The organism is Halococcus hamelinensis 100A6, assembly GCF_000336675.1.
GTDB lineage: Archaea > Halobacteriota > Halobacteria > Halobacteriales > Halococcaceae > Halococcus > Halococcus hamelinensis.
Genome location: NZ_AOMB01000041.1, coordinates 152,699 through 171,014 on the forward strand (window position 1 = coordinate 152,699; position 18,316 = coordinate 171,014).

The following is an 18,316-nucleotide window of genomic DNA, read 5'->3' on the forward strand; positions in this document are numbered from 1 at the left end:
CGATAGGCGATGTCATCAAGGGAGGCGGACAAGAACCGATGGTTGATCGCGGCGTCGGCCGTCGCGATCCACCTGTCGATCGGTAGCATTTACGCGTACAGTATCTATCAGATCCCGCTGAACGAAGCGCAGGGCTGGGGTACGTCGAGCGTGACGACCGCGTTCTCGATCGCGATCTTCGTCCTCGGGATCACGGCGGCCTTCCTCGGGAGCTACGTCGAGAAGTACGGCCCGCGGCTGTCCGGGCTGGCGGCGGCGGTCCTGTACGGCCTCGGGATGGTCGGGTCGGGGCTCAGCGTCCAGCTCGGCAGTCTCCCGCTCTTCCTCGCCACGTTCGGGGTCGTCGGCGGGATGGGGCTCGGGCTCGGCTACATCACCCCGATCGGAACGCTCGTCGAGTGGTTCCCCGACCGCCGCGGGATGGCGACGGGCCTCGCGGTGATGGGCTTCGGTGCCGGGGCGCTGCTGACCGGTCCACTCGGGAATTACCTCATCCAGTCCGTCGGCGTCGCGACGACGTTCTACGCGCTCGGCGTGCTGTACCTCGTTCTGATGGCCGCCGGCGCGAGCTATCTCGCCAAACCGCCGGAGGGCTGGCTCCCCGAGGGGATAGAAGACACCCCCGAGAACCAGGAGGAGGCCAAAAGCGCGCTCGCCGGGATCGAGAACCTCACCGCGAAGGAGGCACGCACCTCGCCGCGGTTCTGGATGGTCTGGCTCATCGTCTTCATCAACGTCTCCGCGGGGATCATGCTGCTCGCGTTCGCCTCGCCGATGCTCCAGCAGATCGCCGGCGCGAGCGCGACGACCGCGGCGTTCATCACCGGCTACATCGGGATCTTCAACGGCGGCGGCCGCATCGTGTGGGCCTCGCTGTCGGATTACATCGGCCGGACGACGACGTACGCGGCGTTCTTCGCCATCCAGATCGTCGCCTTCTTCGTGATGCCACAGGTCGCGGGCGTCTGGCTCCTCGCGGGGCTCATCTTCCTCGTCATCACCTGCTACGGCGGCGGCTTCGCCTGTCTCCCGGCCTACCTCAGCGACCTCTTCGGCACCCAGGAGGTCAGCGCGATCCACGGCTACGCGCTCACGGCGTGGGGGTTCGCCGGGGTCGCGGGGCCGCAGCTCGCCTCGGCGATCCTCGAATCGACGGGGAACTACACCAGCGCGCTCTACATCATGAACGGGGCGCTCGTCGTCGGGCTGATCACGGTCGCGGTCCTCCGCTGGCGGATCGGGAAGCTTCAGGACGCGGACCGGAGCCGCGGAGCCAGCGGGACGACGACCGAGGGGTAGTTCGCCGACGCGCGCGGTCGGCCACGTCCGAACCGTGCGTTCTGCCGTCGCGTTACGGCGCGTCCGGGGTCGACGGCTCGGACCGGTCGCCGGTCACCAGTCGGTTGCGGTGGACGACCCCGACGTTGTTCGCGGTGTTCTCGGTCAGGGTTCGGAAGGCGTCGGCGGTGTCGCCCTCGTCGAGGACGACCGGCGAACCGCCGTCGCCGCCCTCGCGAACGGCGGGGTCGAGCGGGAGCTCACCGAGGAACGGCATCTCGACCTCCTCGGCGAACGCGCGACCGCCGCCCTTCCCGAAGAGGTCGTGTTCTGCGCCACAGTCCGGGCAGACGAACCCGCTCATGTTCTCGACGATCCCCAGAACCGGCGTCTCGTGTTTGCCGAACATCTCGAGACCCTTCCGCGCGTCGTCGATGGCGACGTCCTGCGGGGTGGTGACGATGACGGCCCCGGCGAGCGGGACGGTCTGGAGCATGGTGAGCTGGGTGTCGCCGGTTCCCGGGGGCAGGTCGACGACCATGTAGTCCAGCGCGCCCCACTCGACGTCCTCGAAGAGCTGTGTGAGGACCTTGTGGACCATCGGCCCCCGCCAGATCACGGGGTCGTCCTGGCCCACGAGGAAGTCCATGCTCATGAGCTTCATGCCGTACTTCTCGGGCGGGACGATCTTCTCCTCGGGGGTGGCCTGCGGGCGCTGGTCGGCCCTGACCATCCGGGGGACGTTCGGGCCGTAGATGTCGGCGTCGAACAGCCCGACGCGCGCGCCCATCTCCGAGAGCCCCGCGGCGAGGTTCACCGCGACGGTGGACTTCCCGACGCCGCCCTTGCCGCTCGCGACCGCGATGACGTTCTTCACGCCCGGGAGGACGTCCTGGCTCCGCTCGACGCTCGCGGTGAGGTCGACCTCGATACCCGCGTCGGCACAGACCTCGCGCACCCGCCCCGCGATGGCGGTCTCGTTCGGCGAGTAGGGCGCGCCGAGCGCGAGCGAGATGTGGGCGACCCCGTCCCGAACCTCGATGTCGTTGACGAGCCCCAGCGAGACGATGTCGTCACCGAGATCCGGGTCCTCGACGTCCGCGAGGAGGTCCTGCACGTCGGATTCGTTCATGGCTCGGATAGCGCCGGACGAGCGATAAGGGTTGGGAAGCAGCCGATCCGGGGTCGCCGGCTCCGCACTCGACGACTCACACCCACGTCACACGCTTCAGTTCGTCCGGACCTGCGGCGAGCACGACGAGTTCATCGATCTTCCGAGCGATCTCGTCGCCGTCGGTGTCGTCACCGCTCACGAGCAGCACTCGCAATCCAGTGTTCAGTTCGGGATCGAGGAAGTCACGGTCGGTCGTAACGAGTACTCGATCCGTCTCCCGGGCGTATCCTGCGACTCGGGTGTCAGGTTCGCCTTTCGCGAGAACCGTCCCGACCGTTACCGCGTCGTGACCACGCTCTCGAAGTTCGGCCGCCGTCGCCGTATCGGTGTCCTCGTCGACGAGAAATCCCCACCCGTCAGTCACGGTCGTTCCGGAGCCGGTCGCGGGCCGCGTCGAACGTTTCGAAGCTGGTTCCGTCGGCCCCGGCTTCGGCCTCGCGCTCGCGTCGGTCGTACCGGTCCATCTCGTCGGGATGATCATGGTAGTACGCGAGCGCACGATGAACGTCGCTGACGGAGAGGTCGTAGCGCTCGGCGGTTTCGGCGGGGGATCGACCCTCGCGCTCGACGAGGTCGCCGACCCGACGAACGGGAACCCGGGTTCCCGCAACGCACGGCTCACCGCCTTGTTTCCCGGGACCGCGATCGATACCCGTCGCGAGGTCGGCCATGTTCGTTCTTCGGCGCGATGGTATTTGATTCTACGGCCCGGTGCGGCTCACGACGGCGGGGGTTTCGTGGGGGTTAAATACCCGCATCGAAATAGAACCACTACGACGTACTGCAGGGGACCGGCCCCGAGTCCGGGAGGGCGACAATACAACCACACGAGTGTCGTGGTAGCCAAGCTTGGCCCAAGGCGCAGGGTTGCTAACTCTGTGGCGCACAGCCTCCGGGGTTCGAATCCCCGCCACGACGCATCACGGATCAACGCATGAGTGCAGAAGACCCAGACACACCGGCCGAGGACGAAGCGGAGGATATCCGTTACTTCGTCCGGATCGGCCAGACCGACCTCGACGGCACGAAAAGCGTCGAGCGGGCGCTGACCGGCATGAACGGTGTCGGCAGGCGAACCGCTCGCATCATCGCGGAGCAGGCGGAGGTCGACAAGACGGCGACCCTCGGTCGCCTCGACGACGACGCCGTCGACGCCATCATCGAGGGCGTCGAGGGGCTCGCCGACGAGGTTCCGGAGTGGCTCGTCAACCGCCCGAAGGACTACTTCTCGGGCGAGGCGGCCCACGAGGTCGGCAACGACCTCTCGCTGACGCGACAGCAGGACATCAACCGAATGCAGATGATCAGTTCCTACAAGGGCGTGCGCCACAACCGCGGCCAGAAGGTCCGCGGCCAGCGCACCAAGTCCACCGGCCGCTCGGAGGGCACCATCGGCGTGAACGTCGAGGCCCTCCAGGAAGAGATGGAAGAGGAGGAAGGGTAGATGGCGCTTGGCACCAACACCAAGGGCTACGAGACCCCGAACCATCCGTGGCAGGGCGAGCGCATCGCCGAGGAGTCCGGGCTGATGGGGCGCTACGGCCTGAAGAACAAGGAGGAACTCTGGCGCGCCGAGTCCCAGCTCCGTGACTTCCGTCGCGAGGCTCGACGACTGCTCGGCAACGCGCAGGGCGACGCCGAGGAGGCCGAGCGCGAGGGCGAGCCGTTCTTGAACCGGCTCCGCCGGCTCGGGATCCTCAACGAGGCCGACTCGATCGACGCCGTCCTGAGCCTCGACACCACCGACGTGCTCGAACGCCGGCTTCAAACCGTGGTCTACCGCAACGGACTGGCGAACACGCCGAAGCAGGCGCGTCAGTTCGTCTCCCACGGCCACATCGTGATCGGCGACAGCCGCGTGACGGCTCCCTCCCGGAAGGTCTCGACCACCGAGGAGGACCAGGTCGCCTTCGACGAGGGGAGTTCGCTCGCGGACGAACTGCATCCCGAACGTGCGGAGGGGCAGGAATGAGCGCCAACGAGGGCAACGAGGACCGGTGGGCCGTCGCCCACGTCCACGCCTCGTTCAACAACACCATCATCTCGGTCACCGACCTCACCGGCGCGGAGACGCTGGCGAAGTCGAGCGGCGGGACGGTCGTCAAGCAGAACCGCGACGAGGCCTCGCCGTACGCCGCGATGCAGATGGCCGAGACCGTGGCCGAGGAGGTGCTCGCCCAGGGTATCGAAGGCGTCCACGTCAAGCTTCGCGGTCCCGGCGGCAACCTCCAGAAGAGCCCCGGACCGGGCGCACAGGCCACCGTCCGCGCGCTCGCCCGCGCCGGACTCGAGATCGGCCGGATCGAGGACGTCACGCCGATCCCACACGACGGTACACGCGCACCCAAATCCAGCGGGTTCTAACAAATGAGCACCACCGACTACGAGGTCGAGTTCATCGACGTCGACGAGCGCGAGGCGCGCTTTCTCGTTCGCGGGATCACACCGGCGTTCGCCAACGGGATCCGGCGGGCGATGGTCGCGGACGTGCCGACGCTCTCGATCGACACGGTGAGAGTGATCGAGAACTCGTCGGTGATGTTCGACGAGCAGATCGGCCATCGGCTCGGGATGGTGCCCCTCTCGGCCCCGCCCGACGAGTTCGAGGTCGGCGAGAGCGTGACCCTTGCCCTCGACGTTTCGGGTCCCGAAACCGCCTACTCGGGCGACCTCCAGAGCGCGGACTCGATGGTCGAGCCCGCCGAGCAGAACGTCCCGATCATCGACCTGAAGGAGGACCAGCGCCTCGAAGTCGAGGCCGAGGCCGTCCTCGATAGCGGGAAGACCCACGCCAAACACCAGGGCGGCGTGGCCGTCGGCTACCGCCACCTCCAGCACGTCGAGGTGGCCGGCGACGCCGACGAGTTCGCCGACGAGGAGCCGAACATCCTCCGGGGCGTGATCGAGGACGACGGCGAACTGGTCCCCACCGAGGAGTTCGGCAGCGACCTCACGAACCGGTATCCGGGCAAGGAGCTCGACGTGACCGACGTCCCGAACGCGTTCGTCTTCCACGTCGAGACCGACGGGTCGATGAGCGTCGAGGAGCTGGTGCTCGCGGCCGTCGACTCGCTCGGCGACCGCGCGAACGAACTCCGCGAGGCGGTTCAGCTGTGATGTATCGCCCCACGAACCGGTCCCGGTCGAGCGCGGCGACGCGAGAGGCGACGAGCCCCGCGCTCGCGACGACCGAAACTGGTTTGTGGGGACAGGAGAAAGACGGTTTCGCGTGCAGGGATAGCCAAGTCAGGTCAACGGCGCAGCGTTCAGGGCGCTGTCTCGTAGGAGTTCGCAGGTTCGAATCCTGCTCCCTGCATGCTCTTTTCGGAGTGATAGTATGAGCAAGACCAATCCGAGGCTCACGAGTCTCATCGACGAACTGGAGTCGGTCGCGCGCGAGACGGAGAGTCCCGTCTGGCAGGCCGTGGCCGACCGCCTCGAGAAACCCCGGCGGACCCACGCCGAGGTCAACCTCGGGCGGATCGAACGCTACGCGAAAGAGGACGAAACGGTCGTCGTCCCCGGCAAGGTGCTCGGGAGCGGCGTCCTCCAGAAGCCAGTCACCGTTGCGGCGGTGGACTTCTCGGGGACGGCCGAGACCAAGATCGACCAGGTAGGAGAGCACGTCGCGCTCGAAGACGCGATCGAATCGAACCCCGAGGGGTCGAACGTCCGGGTGATCCGATGAACGCCGCCGAATTCGAACCCGACCTCGTGGTCGACGCCCGGGATTGCATCCTCGGACGGGTGGCGAGCCAGGTGGCCGAACGCGCGCTCGACGGCGAGCGCATCGCCGTGGTGAACGCCGAAGAGGCCGTCATCACGGGCAGCGACGACGACGTGATGGAGGTCTTCGAGACCCGGGCGGGGCTCGGCTCCGACCAGGGGCCGCGCTACCCCAAACGGCCCGACCGGATCATGAAACGCTCGATCCGCGGCATGCTGCCGTACAAGCGCCCGCGCGGTCGCGAGGCCTTCGAGAACGTCCGCGTCTACGTCGGCAACCCGTTCGAGGACAGCGAGGTGCTCGACGACACCTCGCTCGACCGGCTCTCGAACATCAAGTTCGTCCAGCTCGGCGACGTCAGCGAGAACCTCGGCGCGAACGTCACGTGGTGATACAACAATGGTAACCAACACCTCAGGCAAGAAGAAGACCGCCATCGCCCGCGCGACGATCTCCGACGGGGAGGGTCGCGTCAGAGTCAACTCGGCACCCGTCGAGCTCGCCGAACCCGAGCTCGCGCGGCTGAAGATGCTCGAACCGTTCCGGCTCGCCGAGGAGCAGCGCGAGGAGGTCGACATCTCGGTCGACGTCTCGGGCGGCGGGACGGTCGGCCAGGCCGACGCGGTCCGGACCGCGATCGCCCGCGGACTGGTCCAGCACACCAACGACGCCGAGCTCCGGGACGCCTACATGGAGTTCGACCGGTCGCTGCTGGTGAACGACGTCCGCCAGTCCGAGTCCAAGAAGTGGGGCGGCCCCGGCGCACGCGCGCGCTATCAGAAATCCTACCGTTAACATGAACGCGAGCACAGGGGGACGACGGCGATGATGGTTCCGGTGCGGTGTTTCACCTGCGGGAGCGTCGTCGGCGAACACTGGGAGGCGTTCGAGTCGCGGATCGAGGACGGCGAGGACCCCGGTGACGTGCTCGACGACCTCGGGGTCAAACGCCACTGCTGTCGGCGGATGCTCGTCTCGCACACCGACCTCGTGGACATCGTGGCTCCCTACCAGTGATGTCGATGGTGAACCAACGCTACAATCGGTACGAGAAGGCCCGGATCATCGGGGCCCGCGCGCTCCAGATCGCCTACGGCGCGCCGGTGCTGGTCCAGACCGAGAGCACTGAGCCGATACTGATCGCCGCCGAGGAGTACGACGCCGACGTGTTGCCGTTCACCGTCTGGCGGGGCGAGCAGTGACGCTCATCACCGAGGTCCGGCTCCGCCGGATCCTCGACTCGCGTGGAAACCCCACGGTCGAGGCCGAGGTCTCGACGGAGTCGGGTGGATTCGGTCGGGGGGCCGCCCCGAGCGGCGCGAGCACGGGAGCCCACGAGGCCGTTTCGCTCCCCGCCGACGAGGCCATCGCGGCGGCGCGCGAACACGCCGTCCCGCGGATCGAGGGGCAGGTCTACGCCGGCGACCAGCGCTCGGTGGACGCCGCGCTCCGGGCCGCCGACGGCACCGACGACTTCGGGACGATCGGCGCGAACAGCGCCGTCGCGATCTCGATGGCGAGTGCAAAGGCCGCCGCCGACACCCTCGGCGCGCCGCTCTATCAGCATCTCGGTGGGGCCTTCCGTGGCAACACGTTCCCGACGCCGCTCGGCAACGTCGTCGGCGGGGGCGAACACGCCAAGGAAGCGACCCACATCCAGGAGTTCCTCTCCGCACCCGTCGGCGCGCCGAGCGTCACCGACGCGGTGTTCGCGAACGCGCGGGTCCACGGCGCGGTCAGCGAGATCCTCGACGACCGTGATATCCCGGCGGCGAAGGGCGACGAGGGCGCGTGGGCACCCGCGATCGACGACGAGGAGGCCTTCGAGGTCGTCGCCGAAGCCACCGACACGGTGGCCGACGAGGTCGGCTTCGAAGTCGGCTTCGGGCTCGACGTGGCCGCGGCCGAACTCTACGACCCCGACGACGGGGTCTATCGCTACGGCGACGTCGAGCGCACCACGGACGAACAGGTCGAGTACGTCGCGGACCTCGTAGACGAGTACGACCTCGTCTACGTCGAGGACCCGCTCGACGAGGAGGACTTCTCGGGCTTCGCCGACCTCACCGCGAAGGTGGGCTCGGAGACCCTGGTCTGCGGCGACGACCTGTTCGTCACCAACACCGAGCGCCTCGCGCGCGGCATCGACGAGGCCGCGGCGAACGCCATCCTGGTGAAGCCGAACCAGATCGGCACGCTGTCGGACGCGTTCGACGCGGTCGAACTCGGTGTGGAGAACGGGCTCGCGCCCGTGATCTCCCACCGGTCGGGCGAGACCGAGGACACCACGATCGCACACCTCGCCGTGGCGACCGACGCCCCGTTCGTGAAGACGGGCGCGGTCGGTGGCGAGCGCACCGCGAAACTCAACGAACTCATCAGAATCGAGGAAACCGCATGAGCGAAAACGAAGAGGGGCTCGACGCGGCGGAACGCGACATCGAGGCGGAGCCGACCGGCGAAGCCGGCGCGAACCCCGCCGAGAACCCCACAGACACAGACGCACCGACCGACGACCAGCCAGCCGACGAGGAAGAGGACACGGGGCCGACGTTCGACGAGGACGTCATGGCGGACGACGAGGCCGACCTCCTCATCCCGGTCGAGGACTACCTGGGGGCCGGTGTCCACATCGGCACCCAGCAGAAGACCAAGGACATGGAGCGGTTCATCCACCGCGTTCGAACCGACGGCCTCTACGTCCTCGACGTCGGCCGCACCGACGAGCGCGTCCGGACGGCCGCGAACTTCCTCGCGAACTACGACGCCGAGAACGTGCTCGTCGCGTCCTCGCGCCAGTACGGGCGCTTCCCGGCCGAGAAGTTCGCCGACGCCATCGGCGCGCGTGCGCGAACGGGTCGGTTCATCCCCGGCACGCTCACGAACCCCGACTACGACGGCTACATCGAACCCGACGTCCTGGTCGTCACCGACCCGATCGGTGACTCCCAGGCCGTCACGGAGGCCGTCACCGTCGGGATCCCCGTGATCGCGATGTGTGACTCGAACAACTCCGTGAGCAACGTCGACCTCGTGGTGCCGACGAACAACAAGGGTCGTCGTGCGCTCTCGGTGGTCTACTGGCTGCTCGCGAACGAGACGCTCGACCGCTCGCCCGACGGCGAGCCGAACTACGCGCTCGACGACTTCGAAGAAGGCATCTGAGTCGGCCGGTCCTGATTCTATCGGTATTCCGAAGCAGCGGATCGTTTTCCACAGCGAACAGTGACGGAACCCAGCGGGTCAGAAACGCCGTTCAACCGAGGTTTCGGGCGAAGTCCTCGACCGGCATGACTGAATAATCCACCGAGACCGTGTCCCGGGTCGCGCGGATCTTCCCGACGAAGGTCGAGATCTCCTCGAGGTCGCCGTCGAGGATGAACAGCTCCATGCAGTAGTGGTTCCCGACGTGGCTGTGGAAGTTCGAGGCCACCAGGTCGTCGTGTTCGTGGCGGAGGTGCATCATCCGCTCCTCGACGCTGGTGGTCTCGTAGTCGAATAGAACCGTCACGACCGCCATGAGTTCGCGGTCCTCGAGCCGGGCGTCCTCGAACTCCCCGAGGAGGTTGCGCCCCGCCTCCCTGATGACCTCGCTTCGCCCGGTGTAGCCGTGGTCGTCGGCGAAGGTGTCGATCCGTTCGAGGAGTTCTTCCGGCATCGAGACGCTGACGACGGTCATGTATTAACTCAGTTCGTTTCGAGTATTAGGCTTTGCCATAGTACGGGTCGGCCTACCGATCGGGTGGATCCACAAACACTGATACGCCGGCCGACGGAGAGGGCGCATGGCGGTCTCAAGCGCCCCCGGCAAGGTCTATCTCTTCGGCGAACACGCGGTGGTCTACGGCGAACCCGCGGTGCCGTGTGCGATCGAGCGCCGGGCACGGGTCGAAGCCACGCAGCGATCGGACAGTCGGGTCCGGGTCCACGCCCAGGACCTCTACCTCAACGGCTTCAGCGTCGAGTACGCGGGGCCGGCCGACGACCGGCCGACCGTCGCCACCGACCAATCGGTGCTCGACCTCGGGATGCGTTACATCGACGGCGCGATCGACCGTGCCCGCGACCTCGCCGACCAGCCCGAAGTGGGCCTCGACGTCACCGTCGAGAGCGACCTCCCGCTGGGGGCCGGCCTCGGCTCGTCGGCGGCGGTCGTGGTGGCGGGGATCGACGCCACGGCACGCGAACTCGGGCTCGAACTCGACTCGGAGGAAGTGGCGAACCACGCCTACAAGGTCGAACACGAGGTCCAGAACGGCGAGGCCTCGCGTGCGGACACGTTCTGCTCGGCAACCGGCGGCGCGGCGAAGGTCGAGGGCGACAGTTGCGAGACCATCGACGCGCCGAACCTCCCGTTCGTGGTGGGCTACGACGGCGGCACCGGCAACACCGGCGAACTCGTCGCGGGCGTGCGCGCGCTCCGCGAGGAGTACGACTTCGCTGCCAGCACGGTCGAATCGATCGGCGACCTCGTGCGTCGCGGCGAACACGCGCTCGATGCGGGCGACGTCGACGAACTCGGCCGGCTGATGGACGTCAACCACGGCCTGCTCTCGGCGCTCGGGGTCTCCGCGCGCTCGCTCGACGCGATGGTGTGGGCCGCCCGCGAGGCGGGCGCACGCGGCGCGAAGCTCACCGGGTCCGGCGGTGGGGGCTGTATCGTCGCGCTCGACGAAACCGAGGACACCCCGACGGCGCTCGGCTACACCCCCGAGTGCGAGCGGGCGTTCCGCGCGGAACTCGACACCGAGGGCGTCCGGCGGGAGGACGGATGACCGGCGAGTCGAGTACGGAAGACCGGACGGCGACGGGGACGACGGTGCTCAAACTCGGCGGGAGCGTCATCACGGACAAATCCAGCCCCGAGACCCTCGACGGGGACCACCTCGCACGCGCCACGGACGCGGTGGCGGCGTTCGAGGGGGAACTCGTCCTCGTCCACGGCGGCGGGAGCTTCGGCCACCACCACGCCAGCGAACACGGGATCACGACGACGGCCGGGAGCCACGACGCGGAGGGCGCACGCGCCGTCCACGACGCGATGCGACGGCTCAACGACGCCCTGCTCGACGCGCTCCGCGAACGTGGCGTCCCGGCGCTCCCGGTTCACCCCCTCTCGGCGGCGACACGCGACGATTCCGGGGAGCTCTCGCTCGCCACGGGCGTCGTGGAGACCATGCTCGACGAGGGGTTCGTCCCCGTGGTCCAGGCCGACGTGGTCGCCCACGCGGGTCGAGGTGTCACGGTGGTGAGCGGCGACGAACTGGTGGTCGTGCTCGCGACGGCACTCGACGCCGATCGGGTCGGGGTCTGTTCGGGTGTACCGGGCGTGTTCGACACCGACGGAGTGGTCATCGACCGGATCGATTCGTTCGCGGACGTGCGGGCGGCGCTCGGCGGGAGCGATGCCACCGACGTCACCGGCGGGATGAGCGCGAAGGTCGAGGCGTTGCTCGGCCTCGACGCGCCGGCGTGGGTGTTCGGCCTCGACGACCTCGACGGATTTTTCGATGGCGCGTCACCCGGAACGCGGGTCGACTGAGGGGGATTCGACCTCCCCGCGTCCGCTCGGGTCGAGCCACGGAGTTTATACCACCCGGGTCCCGTAGCCACGCACATCCGAGAGACCGCCCCGAGCATCGGGGCGGCCGGGCGGGTCGTGTGACCTCGCCAGCCGGCGGACGAATCCCTGCTCGCGGGCGGCTCTGGAGTACTAACCATGGAAATCGATATTGCAACCATCGGCGGCTACGAAGAAGTCGGCCGACAGATGACCGCCGTCCGGGCGGGCGACGACATCGTTGTCTTCGACATGGGCCTCAACCTCTCGAAGGTCCTGATCCACGACAACGTCGAAACCGAACGCATGCACAGCCTCGACCTGATCGACATGGGCGCGATCCCCGACGACCGGGTCATGTCCGACCTCGACGGCGAGGTCCAGGCTATCGTCCCGACACACGGCCACCTCGACCACATCGGGGCCATCAGCAAACTCGCTCACCGCTACGACGCACCCATCGTCGCGACGCCGTTCACGATCGAGCTCGTCAAACAGCAGATCGAGAGCGAGGAGAAGTTCGGGGTCGGCAACGACCTCGTCAAGATGGACCCGGGCGAATCGATGGAGATCGGCAACGGGCTCGATCTCGAGTTCGTCAACGTCACCCACTCGATCATCGACGCGATCAACCCCGTGCTCCACACCCCCGAGGGGTCGATCATCTACGGGCTCGACAAACGTCTCGACCACACCCCCGTGATCGGCGACCCGATCGACATGGACCGCTTTCGCGAGATCGGTCGCGAGGGCGAGGGCGTGCTCTGTTACATCGAGGACTGCACCAACGCCGGCCGCAAGGGCCGAACCCCGAGCGAGCAGCTCGCGCGCGAGGAGGTTCGGGACGTGCTCTACAGCATGGAGGACTACAAGGGTGGCATCGTCGCCACCACCTTCTCCAGTCAGATCTCCCGGGTCAAGTCAATCGTGGAGTTCGCAAAGGAGATCGGTCGTCAGCCCGTCCTCCTCGGTCGCTCGATGGAGAAGTACTCGGGTACCGCCGAGCGCCTCGACTTCGTCGACTTCCCCGACGACCTCGGGATGTTCGGCCACCGGCAGTCGGTCGACCGGACCTTCAAGCGGATCATGAACGAGGGCAAGGAGAACTTCCTGCCGATCGTCACGGGCCACCAGGGCGAGCCGCGCGCGATGCTCACCCGGATGGGTCGGGGCGAGACGCCCTACCAGCTCGACGAGGGTGACAAAGTGATCTTCTCGGCACGGGTCATTCCCGAGCCGACCAACGAGGGCCAGCGTTACCAGTCCGAGCAGTTGCTCCGGATGCAGGGCGCACGCATCTTCGACGACGTCCACGTTTCGGGCCACATGTCCCAGGAGGGCCACTACACGATGCTCGACACCATCCAGCCCCAGCACATCGTGCCGGCCCACAACGACCTCGAACACCTCGCGCGCTACATCGACCTCGCCGAGGGCCAGGGCTACCGGATGGGCCGAGACCTCCACGCGACGCGCAACGGCAACGTCATCTCGCTGGTCGAATGAGCGCTTCGGGGGAGGCGGTCGTCGAGGCGGTCGCGGCACGACGGGAGCTCGTCAACGCGTCGGTCTCGGAGTACCTCCCGATAGACAAACCCGAGCGCCTCTATCGCGCCTCGCGTCACCTGCTCGACGCCGGCGGCAAGCGCCTCCGGCCCGCGGTCACGCTACTCGTAGCCGAGGCACTGACCGACACCGAACCGCTCGGTGCGGACTACCAGTCGTTCCCGACGCTCGACGCCTCGGGACCCGACGAGATAGACCTCATGGCGGCCGCGGTGAGCATCGAGACGATCCAGTCCTTCACCCTGATCCACGACGACATCATGGACGAGGACGACCTCCGGCGCGGGGTGCCCTCCGTCCACAGCGCGTTCGACACCGAGACCGCGATCCTCGCTGGCGACACGCTCTACGCGAAGGCCTTCGAGTTCATGCTCGCCACTGGCGCGCCGCCCGAACGCACCGTGCGCGCGCTCTCGGAGCTCGCCAGGACCTGTACCCGGATCTGCGAGGGCCAGTCGCTCGACGTCGCCTTCGAACACCGCGACGACGTCACGACCGACGAGTACATCACGATGGTCGAGCAGAAGACGGCCGTTCTCTACGCCGCCGCAGCCCGGGTCCCGGCCATCCTGCTCGGCGCGGACGACGAGACGACCGAGGCGCTCCGCCAGTACGGGCTCGACATCGGCCGGGCGTTCCAGATCCGCGACGACGTGCTCGATCTCACGGTTCCGAGCGAGAAGCTCGGCAAACAGCGCGGCAGCGACCTCGTCGAGGGCAAGCGCACCGCCGTCACGCTCCACGCCGCCGAGCACGGTGTCGACCTCGACGACCTCGTGGTGTCCGAAACGCCCGCGGAAGTCACCGAAGCGGAGATCGACGCCGCGGTCGCCGAACTCGACGCCGCCGGCAGCATCGAGTACGCCCGCACGTTGAGCCGCGACCTCGTCGAGAGCGGGAAATCCCACCTCGAAGTCCTCCCCGACAACGAGGCCCGCCGTCTGCTCGCGGGGCTCGCCGAATACCTGATCGAACGCGGGTACTAGAAACCCACCTTTTGCTACGCTCGGCCGCGAAGCGGCCTCGCTCGCAAAATGTGGATCAAAAGCCTCCTCCTTCCCGATGGTCAGTCGTCGGCCCGCTCGCTCGTTTCACTCGCTCGCGGTACAACTGCTATCCGCAAACCGCACAGCGCCGCCTCCGCCGAAGCCCTCGCCACGCGCTCCCTTCGGTCGCTACTCACTCGCCTTCGGCTCGTTCGCGCGGCTCGCCCTTCATCCGCCAGACACCGCCCCGCACCGCACAACGACCACACCGCCGGCCGCCGCCGCACCGCAGCCGTCGGCTGCCGGCCACCGGCCGCAGCCGCACCCCGTGGGCCGCCGACCGCACGACAAGACCCGGGCGACCCAGGTGTGATCGTTGTGTGCCGATCGCATACCATCGGTTTTCGGGCGATTCGGGCCGGGAATGAAAAGGAACTTACCCGACGCCCGAGACGGAGTTCGCATGAAGGCTATCGTGCTCGCCGGCGGGTATGCGACCCGACTCTGGCCGATCACCAAACACCGGCCCAAGATGTTCCTCCCCGTCGGTGACACCGTCGTCATCGACCGGATCTTCGAAGAGCTCGAAGCCGACGACCGTATCGAGGAGGTCTACATCTCGACCAACGAGCGCTTCGCCGGGGAGTTCGAAGAACACGTCGAGGAGCGGGGTTTCGAGAAACCAACGCTCTCGATCGAGGACACCACCGGCGAGGACGAGAAGTTCGGCGCGGTCGGCGCGCTCGCCCAACTCATCGACCGCGAGAACGTCGACGACGACCTCCTCGTGGTCGCGGGCGACAACCTCCTCAGCTTCTCGCTCGGCGACTTCATCGACGACTTCGAAGGACGCACCGAACCCACGATCGCGGCCTACGACGTCGGTTCGCGCGAACGCGCCAAGTCCTACGGCCTCGTCGAACTCGACGGCGACCGGGTCGTTGACTTCCAGGAGAAACCCGAGGACCCCAACTCCACGCTGGTCTCGATCGCGTGCTACGCCTTCCCCGCCGACGCGCTCGTGCTCGATGAGTACCTCGCGGACGACAACAACCCCGACGAGCCCGGTCGGTTCGTCCAGTGGCTCCGGGGTCGGCGCGACGTCTACGCCTACACCTTCGACGGCGCGTGGTTCGACATCGGCACGCCCGAGAGCTACCTCGACACCGTCGCGTGGGCGATCGACGGCGACTCCTCGGTCGCCGCCGACGCGACCGTCGAGAACAGCGAGATCGGGTCGGGCGTTCACGTGATGCCGGGTGCGACGGTCACGAACTCGACCCTCGAACACTCGGTGGTCTTCCCCGAGGCCACCGTCGAGGACTGCACGGTTCGCGATTCGATCCTCGACGAGCACGTCGACGTCGCCGGGGTCGACCTCACCGGCGCGCTCGTCGGCGAGCACACCGTGATCCCGGACGGCGAATAGCGGGATCCGGTGGATTCTTCTCCCGACGGGCCGTTCTCGGGACATGGCATCACGCAAAACCCAGGTCGCGCTCGGTCTCTCGGTCCTGCTCGCCGCCTCGTTCGCCGTCCACTACGTCCTGTTCGGCGCGCTCCCGCTCGGCAAGCCGACGATGCTCGACGACGAGTAGTCGCTGATCACTCCCCGAGCCACGCGTCGGTGACACGGAGCCGACCGCGCGTCCCGTCCCACTCGGTCTCGTAATCGAACTCGATCGGGCGCGCCATGTGCGGCCCGTCGGTCACCAGCGTCTCGAACTCCCCACCCTCGCCGAGCACGTGGACCCCGTACTCCTCGTGGAGGGTTCGGAGCTCGTCGAACGCTTCTTCGTCGAGCACGCGCCCGAGCCACGACTCGTCGAGGCCACGGGCCGCGACCTGCACCACTCGGATCTCGAAGCCCGCATCGAGCATCGCGTCGGCGAGGTCGCGGGGGTCGCGCCCCCAGAGCGGGGCGAACAGCTCGATACCGAGCCGGTCGCACATCCCCTGGATCCGGCTCGTCTGGAACTCGCTCTCGACCGCCCCCGCGGTGACCCCCGCGAGGTCGAGGTCGGCCCCGAGGTCGCCGAGGGCGCGTTCGAGGGGTTCGAGCTCGGCGTCGCCGCGCGCCCCGGACTCCTCGATACCGCGCCCCGCCTCGTCCGGGTCGACCTCGACGAGTTCGATCCCGATGCTCTCGGCCGCGAGCCGCGCGAGCCGCGTCTCGGGGACGTGATACATGTACGAGCCGTCGTCGGGGTGGACCGTCAGGAGCCGCTCGACCGGCAGGTCGGTTTCGAGCGCGCGGTAGAGCGCCCACGAGGAGTCCTTGCCGCCGGAGAACAGGCTCACCCACGCCTCCGTCATGGGCCTCGTACCGCGGCGAGGACTAAACCCACATCGGTCGTCCGTCGAGAGCGACATCGACCGCCAACCCGGAAGATTAAGACCGTCGGGCCGAGTATTGGGGGAAATGAGCCGTCATCGCGCCGGCAAGCGCCCGTGGCTCGCCGCGGTGCTCGCGGTCATCTACCCGGGGCTGGGCCACCTCTATCTCCGGCGGTGGTTCCGGGCGCTCGCGTGGTTCCTCCTGGTGTTTCTCACGGTCCAGATCACGCTTCCCCAGTCCGCGCTCCCCGAGTCGGGGGAGTTCAGCGTCGAGGCGGTCCTGGAGGCGAGCCAGGCGCTCCCGATCGAGGCCACGTTCGCGCTCCTCGTCCTCACGATCCTCAACATCGCCGACGCCTACTACCTCGCCCGCCAGCGAAACGCAGGAGCCGAGTCGACACGGAGTGGGGCGAGCGGGTCGAACGGACCGGTCGGAAGCGTCATCGGCACCGAGGCGGACGACGACGAACCCACGGACCGCTGTCCCCACTGCGGCCGCACGACCGACACCGACCTCGATTTCTGCCAGTGGTGCGGCGAACCCCTCGACACCGACCCCTCGTGAGCCTCGAGCGTGGAGTAGAAGTTCGCCGAGGTCCTCGGTGACGTATGGGCTACGCCTGTCCGGTCTGTGAGACGCCCCAGGCCGACGCGCACCACCTGGCCAACCACCTCGCGTTCACCGCGTTGCTCGGTGACGACGACCACGAGGCCTGGCTCGACGAGCACACGCCCGGCTGGGACGAGGCGGGCGAGGACGAACTCGCCGAGCGGGTGGTCGAGGCGGCGAAGGAGGTCGAGTTCCCGCAGGTCTTCGAGGACACCACCGACGACGACCACCACGACCACGACGAACCCCGACCCGGCGAGCTCTTCGACGACGAGCCACCGATGGCGGGCAGTCGCGGACCGGGCGGGGGCGACCTCGACGCCGAGACGGCCGAGGCGCTTCGGAAGGCCCGGGAACTGACCCGCGACGACGACGAAAGCGAGTAGTCCCCTCGGGGTTCACTCCCGCCATGCACACCCAGGGACGGTTCTCGCCGGGGACCGCCGACGACGCCCACGAACGCTACGAGGAGCTCGGACCGACCGCCCAGACCGCCGTGCGGGAGGCCGCGACCGCGATGGAGTTCGGAAAGGACGAGTACGACGACCGCGTGACGAGCGAGGTGGTCGAGCGGGTCCGGAACGCGCTGTTCGCGGGTGCGCTCGAAGTCCGGGTCGGAACGCGTGAGGAGTTCGACAACTGGCTGGCGGCACACCCCGACTACGAAACCCACGTCATCGGGAACGAGAACGTCGACCAAGTAGCGTGGCACGCCGCGCCGTTCGCAGAGACGGTGGCGGCGGCGACGTTCGCCAATCGGGAACGCGCCGCGGTCGAGACCCTCCGCCGCCAGGCCTTCGGCCGTATCTACCGCGACTTGTTCTAAACCGACGTTTCGAAATTTTCGCACCCACGGCTGCGGTGGCGCGCGCTCGCGGTCGGTACGAACGATAGTGAGTGCCGACCGCGGACACTGTGCGAGGGATGAGCGACGTGAGTGAACGGAGTGAACGAGCGGAGCGAGTCGGCTGGGGAGGCGTGTGGTCGGCGCGGAGCGGTGCGGTTGCGGTTCTCACTTGAAACGGGAGTTCTCGTTAGCGCTTCACCGGTCGTCCCACTCACGATCCGAGCGGACCAG

26 protein-coding genes and 2 tRNA genes are annotated in these 18,316 nt (G+C 67.8%); 23 read left to right on the forward strand and 5 right to left on the reverse strand.

The features are described from left to right. Nucleotides 1-9: 9 nt before the first annotated feature. Nucleotides 10-1,299: an L-lactate MFS transporter gene (locus C447_RS14790; protein WP_029601802.1), complete on the forward strand. Its 1,290-nt coding sequence runs from the start codon at nt 10-12 to the stop codon at nt 1,297-1,299. Between the two features lie 52 nt (nt 1,300-1,351). Here C447_RS14790 and C447_RS14795 read toward each other — a convergent pair whose 3' ends face one another. From C447_RS14795 to C447_RS14805, 3 genes are all read right to left on the reverse strand, one after another. After that, nucleotides 1,352-2,410: an Mrp/NBP35 family ATP-binding protein gene (locus C447_RS14795; RefSeq protein WP_007695306.1), complete on the reverse strand. Its 1,059-nt coding sequence runs from the start codon at nt 2,408-2,410 to the stop codon at nt 1,352-1,354. 76 nt (nt 2,411-2,486) lie between these two features. Then, the gene (locus C447_RS14800) at nt 2,487-2,816 is read right to left on the reverse strand and encodes a DUF5615 family PIN-like protein (RefSeq protein WP_007695307.1); all 330 of its coding nucleotides are present in this window, start codon (nt 2,814-2,816) and stop codon (nt 2,487-2,489) included. Continuing rightward, nucleotides 2,809-3,123, reverse strand: coding sequence for a DUF433 domain-containing protein (locus C447_RS14805; RefSeq protein ID WP_007695309.1), 315 nt, complete (start codon nt 3,121-3,123; stop codon nt 2,809-2,811). Before C447_RS14805 ends, C447_RS14800 begins: the two co-directional genes overlap by 8 nt. 162 nt (nt 3,124-3,285) lie before the next feature. Here C447_RS14805 and C447_RS14810 point away from each other — a divergent pair. The 13 genes from C447_RS14810 (at nt 3,286) to rpsB (ending at nt 9,344) form a co-directional block, all read left to right on the forward strand. After that, nucleotides 3,286-3,370, forward strand: a tRNA-Ser gene (locus tag C447_RS14810). Between the two features lie 16 nt (nt 3,371-3,386). Further along, nucleotides 3,387-3,896 carry a 30S ribosomal protein S13 gene (locus C447_RS14815; RefSeq protein ID WP_007695311.1) on the forward strand — a complete coding sequence of 170 codons (510 nt, stop codon included), beginning with the start codon at nt 3,387-3,389 and terminating at the stop codon, nt 3,894-3,896. Beyond that, nucleotides 3,897-4,424: a 30S ribosomal protein S4 gene (locus tag C447_RS14820; protein WP_007695313.1), complete on the forward strand. Its 528-nt coding sequence runs from the start codon at nt 3,897-3,899 to the stop codon at nt 4,422-4,424. Beyond that, nucleotides 4,421-4,816 (forward strand): 30S ribosomal protein S11, encoded by a 396-nt coding sequence (locus tag C447_RS14825; RefSeq protein WP_007695315.1) that lies wholly within the window; start codon nt 4,421-4,423, stop codon nt 4,814-4,816. The genes C447_RS14820 and C447_RS14825 overlap by 4 nt, the downstream gene beginning before the upstream one ends. A 3-nt stretch (nt 4,817-4,819) precedes the next feature. Then, nucleotides 4,820-5,569, forward strand: a complete 750-nt coding sequence (locus tag C447_RS14830; protein ID WP_007695317.1) for a DNA-directed RNA polymerase subunit D — start codon at nt 4,820-4,822, stop codon at nt 5,567-5,569. Between the two features lie 114 nt (nt 5,570-5,683). Beyond that, a tRNA-Leu gene (locus tag C447_RS14835) sits at nt 5,684-5,768 on the forward strand. A 21-nt stretch (nt 5,769-5,789) separates the two neighbouring features. Next, on the forward strand, nt 5,790-6,140 hold the full coding sequence (locus tag C447_RS14840) for a 50S ribosomal protein L18e (protein WP_007695319.1): 351 nt from the start codon (nt 5,790-5,792) through the stop codon (nt 6,138-6,140). Further along, nucleotides 6,137-6,571, forward strand: a complete 435-nt coding sequence (locus C447_RS14845) for a 50S ribosomal protein L13 (protein WP_007695321.1) — start codon at nt 6,137-6,139, stop codon at nt 6,569-6,571. The genes C447_RS14840 and C447_RS14845 overlap by 4 nt, the downstream gene beginning before the upstream one ends. A 7-nt stretch (nt 6,572-6,578) precedes the next feature. Further along, a complete protein-coding gene (locus tag C447_RS14850) occupies nt 6,579-6,974 on the forward strand; it encodes a 30S ribosomal protein S9 (RefSeq protein ID WP_007695323.1) in 396 nt (131 codons plus the stop codon). Between the two features lie 30 nt (nt 6,975-7,004). Continuing rightward, the gene (locus C447_RS14855) at nt 7,005-7,196 is read left to right on the forward strand and encodes a DNA-directed RNA polymerase subunit N (protein ID WP_007695325.1); all 192 of its coding nucleotides are present in this window, start codon (nt 7,005-7,007) and stop codon (nt 7,194-7,196) included. Between the two features lie 5 nt (nt 7,197-7,201). Then, nucleotides 7,202-7,381 (forward strand): DNA-directed RNA polymerase subunit K, encoded by a 180-nt coding sequence (locus C447_RS14860; protein WP_029601800.1) that lies wholly within the window; start codon nt 7,202-7,204, stop codon nt 7,379-7,381. Continuing rightward, nucleotides 7,378-8,580: a phosphopyruvate hydratase gene (gene eno, locus C447_RS14865; RefSeq protein ID WP_007695328.1), complete on the forward strand. Its 1,203-nt coding sequence runs from the start codon at nt 7,378-7,380 to the stop codon at nt 8,578-8,580. Before C447_RS14860 ends, eno begins: the two co-directional genes overlap by 4 nt. Beyond that, nucleotides 8,577-9,344, forward strand: coding sequence for a 30S ribosomal protein S2 (gene rpsB, locus C447_RS14870; protein ID WP_007695329.1), 768 nt, complete (start codon nt 8,577-8,579; stop codon nt 9,342-9,344). The genes eno and rpsB overlap by 4 nt, the downstream gene beginning before the upstream one ends. 91 nt (nt 9,345-9,435) lie before the next feature. Here the strand turns inward: rpsB and nikR are convergent, their stop codons facing one another. Continuing rightward, complete coding sequence (gene nikR, locus C447_RS14875) at nt 9,436-9,858, reverse strand: nickel-responsive transcriptional regulator NikR (protein ID WP_007695330.1); 423 nt, start codon at nt 9,856-9,858, stop codon at nt 9,436-9,438. Between the two features lie 106 nt (nt 9,859-9,964). Between nikR and mvk the strand changes: the two genes are divergently transcribed. The 6 genes from mvk (at nt 9,965) to C447_RS18830 (ending at nt 15,889) form a co-directional block, all read left to right on the forward strand. Next, nucleotides 9,965-10,954 carry a mevalonate kinase gene (gene mvk / locus C447_RS14880; RefSeq protein WP_007695331.1) on the forward strand — a complete coding sequence of 330 codons (990 nt, stop codon included), beginning with the start codon at nt 9,965-9,967 and terminating at the stop codon, nt 10,952-10,954. Next, nucleotides 10,951-11,721, forward strand: a complete 771-nt coding sequence (locus C447_RS14885) for an isopentenyl phosphate kinase (RefSeq protein ID WP_007695332.1) — start codon at nt 10,951-10,953, stop codon at nt 11,719-11,721. The genes mvk and C447_RS14885 overlap by 4 nt, the downstream gene beginning before the upstream one ends. Nucleotides 11,722-11,898: 177 nt before the next feature. Then, the gene (locus C447_RS14890) at nt 11,899-13,245 is read left to right on the forward strand and encodes an RNase J family beta-CASP ribonuclease (RefSeq protein WP_007695333.1); all 1,347 of its coding nucleotides are present in this window, start codon (nt 11,899-11,901) and stop codon (nt 13,243-13,245) included. After that, nucleotides 13,242-14,291 (forward strand): geranylfarnesyl diphosphate synthase, encoded by a 1,050-nt coding sequence (gene idsA3, locus C447_RS14895; protein WP_007695334.1) that lies wholly within the window; start codon nt 13,242-13,244, stop codon nt 14,289-14,291. Before C447_RS14890 ends, idsA3 begins: the two co-directional genes overlap by 4 nt. Before the next feature lie 463 nt (nt 14,292-14,754). Further along, nucleotides 14,755-15,720, forward strand: a complete 966-nt coding sequence (locus C447_RS14900; RefSeq protein WP_007695336.1) for a sugar phosphate nucleotidyltransferase — start codon at nt 14,755-14,757, stop codon at nt 15,718-15,720. Nucleotides 15,721-15,763: 43 nt separating this feature from the next. Next, complete coding sequence (locus C447_RS18830; protein ID WP_272942155.1) at nt 15,764-15,889, forward strand: hypothetical protein; 126 nt, start codon at nt 15,764-15,766, stop codon at nt 15,887-15,889. A gap of 7 nt (nt 15,890-15,896) precedes the next feature. Here C447_RS18830 and C447_RS14905 read toward each other — a convergent pair whose 3' ends face one another. Further along, nucleotides 15,897-16,607, reverse strand: coding sequence for a diphthine--ammonia ligase (locus tag C447_RS14905; protein ID WP_007695338.1), 711 nt, complete (start codon nt 16,605-16,607; stop codon nt 15,897-15,899). 106 nt (nt 16,608-16,713) lie between these two features. On the opposite strand from C447_RS14905, the gene C447_RS14910 reads away from it, so the two are divergent. The 3 genes from C447_RS14910 to C447_RS14920 are packed head-to-tail and all read left to right on the forward strand — an operon-like array spanning nt 16,714 to nt 18,064. Next, the gene (locus C447_RS14910; protein WP_007695340.1) at nt 16,714-17,193 is read left to right on the forward strand and encodes a zinc ribbon domain-containing protein; all 480 of its coding nucleotides are present in this window, start codon (nt 16,714-16,716) and stop codon (nt 17,191-17,193) included. 44 nt (nt 17,194-17,237) lie between these two features. Continuing rightward, the gene (locus C447_RS14915; RefSeq protein ID WP_007695341.1) at nt 17,238-17,624 is read left to right on the forward strand and encodes a DUF5810 domain-containing protein; all 387 of its coding nucleotides are present in this window, start codon (nt 17,238-17,240) and stop codon (nt 17,622-17,624) included. A 23-nt stretch (nt 17,625-17,647) separates the two neighbouring features. Next, nucleotides 17,648-18,064: a DUF5809 family protein gene (locus C447_RS14920; protein WP_007695342.1), complete on the forward strand. Its 417-nt coding sequence runs from the start codon at nt 17,648-17,650 to the stop codon at nt 18,062-18,064. Nucleotides 18,065-18,316 lie beyond the last annotated feature (252 nt).

Bases quoted from the DNA above. Each gene is read 5' to 3' on its own strand.
- C447_RS14790 (WP_029601802.1), top strand. From the start codon at position 10: ATGTCATCAAGGGAGGCGGACAAGAACCGATGGTTGATCGCGGCGTCG.
- C447_RS14795 (WP_007695306.1), bottom strand. From the start codon at position 2,410: ATGAACGAATCCGACGTGCAGGACCTCCTCGCGGACGTCGAGGACCCG.
- C447_RS14805 (WP_007695309.1), bottom strand. From the start codon at position 3,123: ATGGCCGACCTCGCGACGGGTATCGATCGCGGTCCCGGGAAACAAGGC.
- C447_RS14815 (WP_007695311.1), top strand. From the start codon at position 3,387: ATGAGTGCAGAAGACCCAGACACACCGGCCGAGGACGAAGCGGAGGAT.
- C447_RS14820 (WP_007695313.1), top strand. From the start codon at position 3,897: ATGGCGCTTGGCACCAACACCAAGGGCTACGAGACCCCGAACCATCCG.
- C447_RS14825 (WP_007695315.1), top strand. From the start codon at position 4,421: ATGAGCGCCAACGAGGGCAACGAGGACCGGTGGGCCGTCGCCCACGTC.
- C447_RS14830 (WP_007695317.1), top strand. From the start codon at position 4,820: ATGAGCACCACCGACTACGAGGTCGAGTTCATCGACGTCGACGAGCGC.
- C447_RS14840 (WP_007695319.1), top strand. From the start codon at position 5,790: ATGAGCAAGACCAATCCGAGGCTCACGAGTCTCATCGACGAACTGGAG.
- C447_RS14845 (WP_007695321.1), top strand. From the start codon at position 6,137: ATGAACGCCGCCGAATTCGAACCCGACCTCGTGGTCGACGCCCGGGAT.
- C447_RS14850 (WP_007695323.1), top strand. From the start codon at position 6,579: ATGGTAACCAACACCTCAGGCAAGAAGAAGACCGCCATCGCCCGCGCG.
- C447_RS14855 (WP_007695325.1), top strand. From the start codon at position 7,005: ATGATGGTTCCGGTGCGGTGTTTCACCTGCGGGAGCGTCGTCGGCGAA.
- C447_RS14860 (WP_029601800.1), top strand. From the start codon at position 7,202: ATGGTGAACCAACGCTACAATCGGTACGAGAAGGCCCGGATCATCGGG.
- rpsB (WP_007695329.1), top strand. From the start codon at position 8,577: ATGAGCGAAAACGAAGAGGGGCTCGACGCGGCGGAACGCGACATCGAG.
- nikR (WP_007695330.1), bottom strand. From the start codon at position 9,858: ATGACCGTCGTCAGCGTCTCGATGCCGGAAGAACTCCTCGAACGGATC.
- mvk (WP_007695331.1), top strand. From the start codon at position 9,965: ATGGCGGTCTCAAGCGCCCCCGGCAAGGTCTATCTCTTCGGCGAACAC.
- C447_RS14885 (WP_007695332.1), top strand. From the start codon at position 10,951: ATGACCGGCGAGTCGAGTACGGAAGACCGGACGGCGACGGGGACGACG.
- C447_RS14890 (WP_007695333.1), top strand. From the start codon at position 11,899: ATGGAAATCGATATTGCAACCATCGGCGGCTACGAAGAAGTCGGCCGA.
- idsA3 (WP_007695334.1), top strand. From the start codon at position 13,242: ATGAGCGCTTCGGGGGAGGCGGTCGTCGAGGCGGTCGCGGCACGACGG.
- C447_RS14900 (WP_007695336.1), top strand. From the start codon at position 14,755: ATGAAGGCTATCGTGCTCGCCGGCGGGTATGCGACCCGACTCTGGCCG.
- C447_RS18830 (WP_272942155.1), top strand. From the start codon at position 15,764: ATGGCATCACGCAAAACCCAGGTCGCGCTCGGTCTCTCGGTCCTGCTC.
- C447_RS14905 (WP_007695338.1), bottom strand. From the start codon at position 16,607: ATGACGGAGGCGTGGGTGAGCCTGTTCTCCGGCGGCAAGGACTCCTCG.
- C447_RS14910 (WP_007695340.1), top strand. From the start codon at position 16,714: ATGAGCCGTCATCGCGCCGGCAAGCGCCCGTGGCTCGCCGCGGTGCTC.
- C447_RS14915 (WP_007695341.1), top strand. From the start codon at position 17,238: ATGGGCTACGCCTGTCCGGTCTGTGAGACGCCCCAGGCCGACGCGCAC.
- C447_RS14920 (WP_007695342.1), top strand. From the start codon at position 17,648: ATGCACACCCAGGGACGGTTCTCGCCGGGGACCGCCGACGACGCCCAC.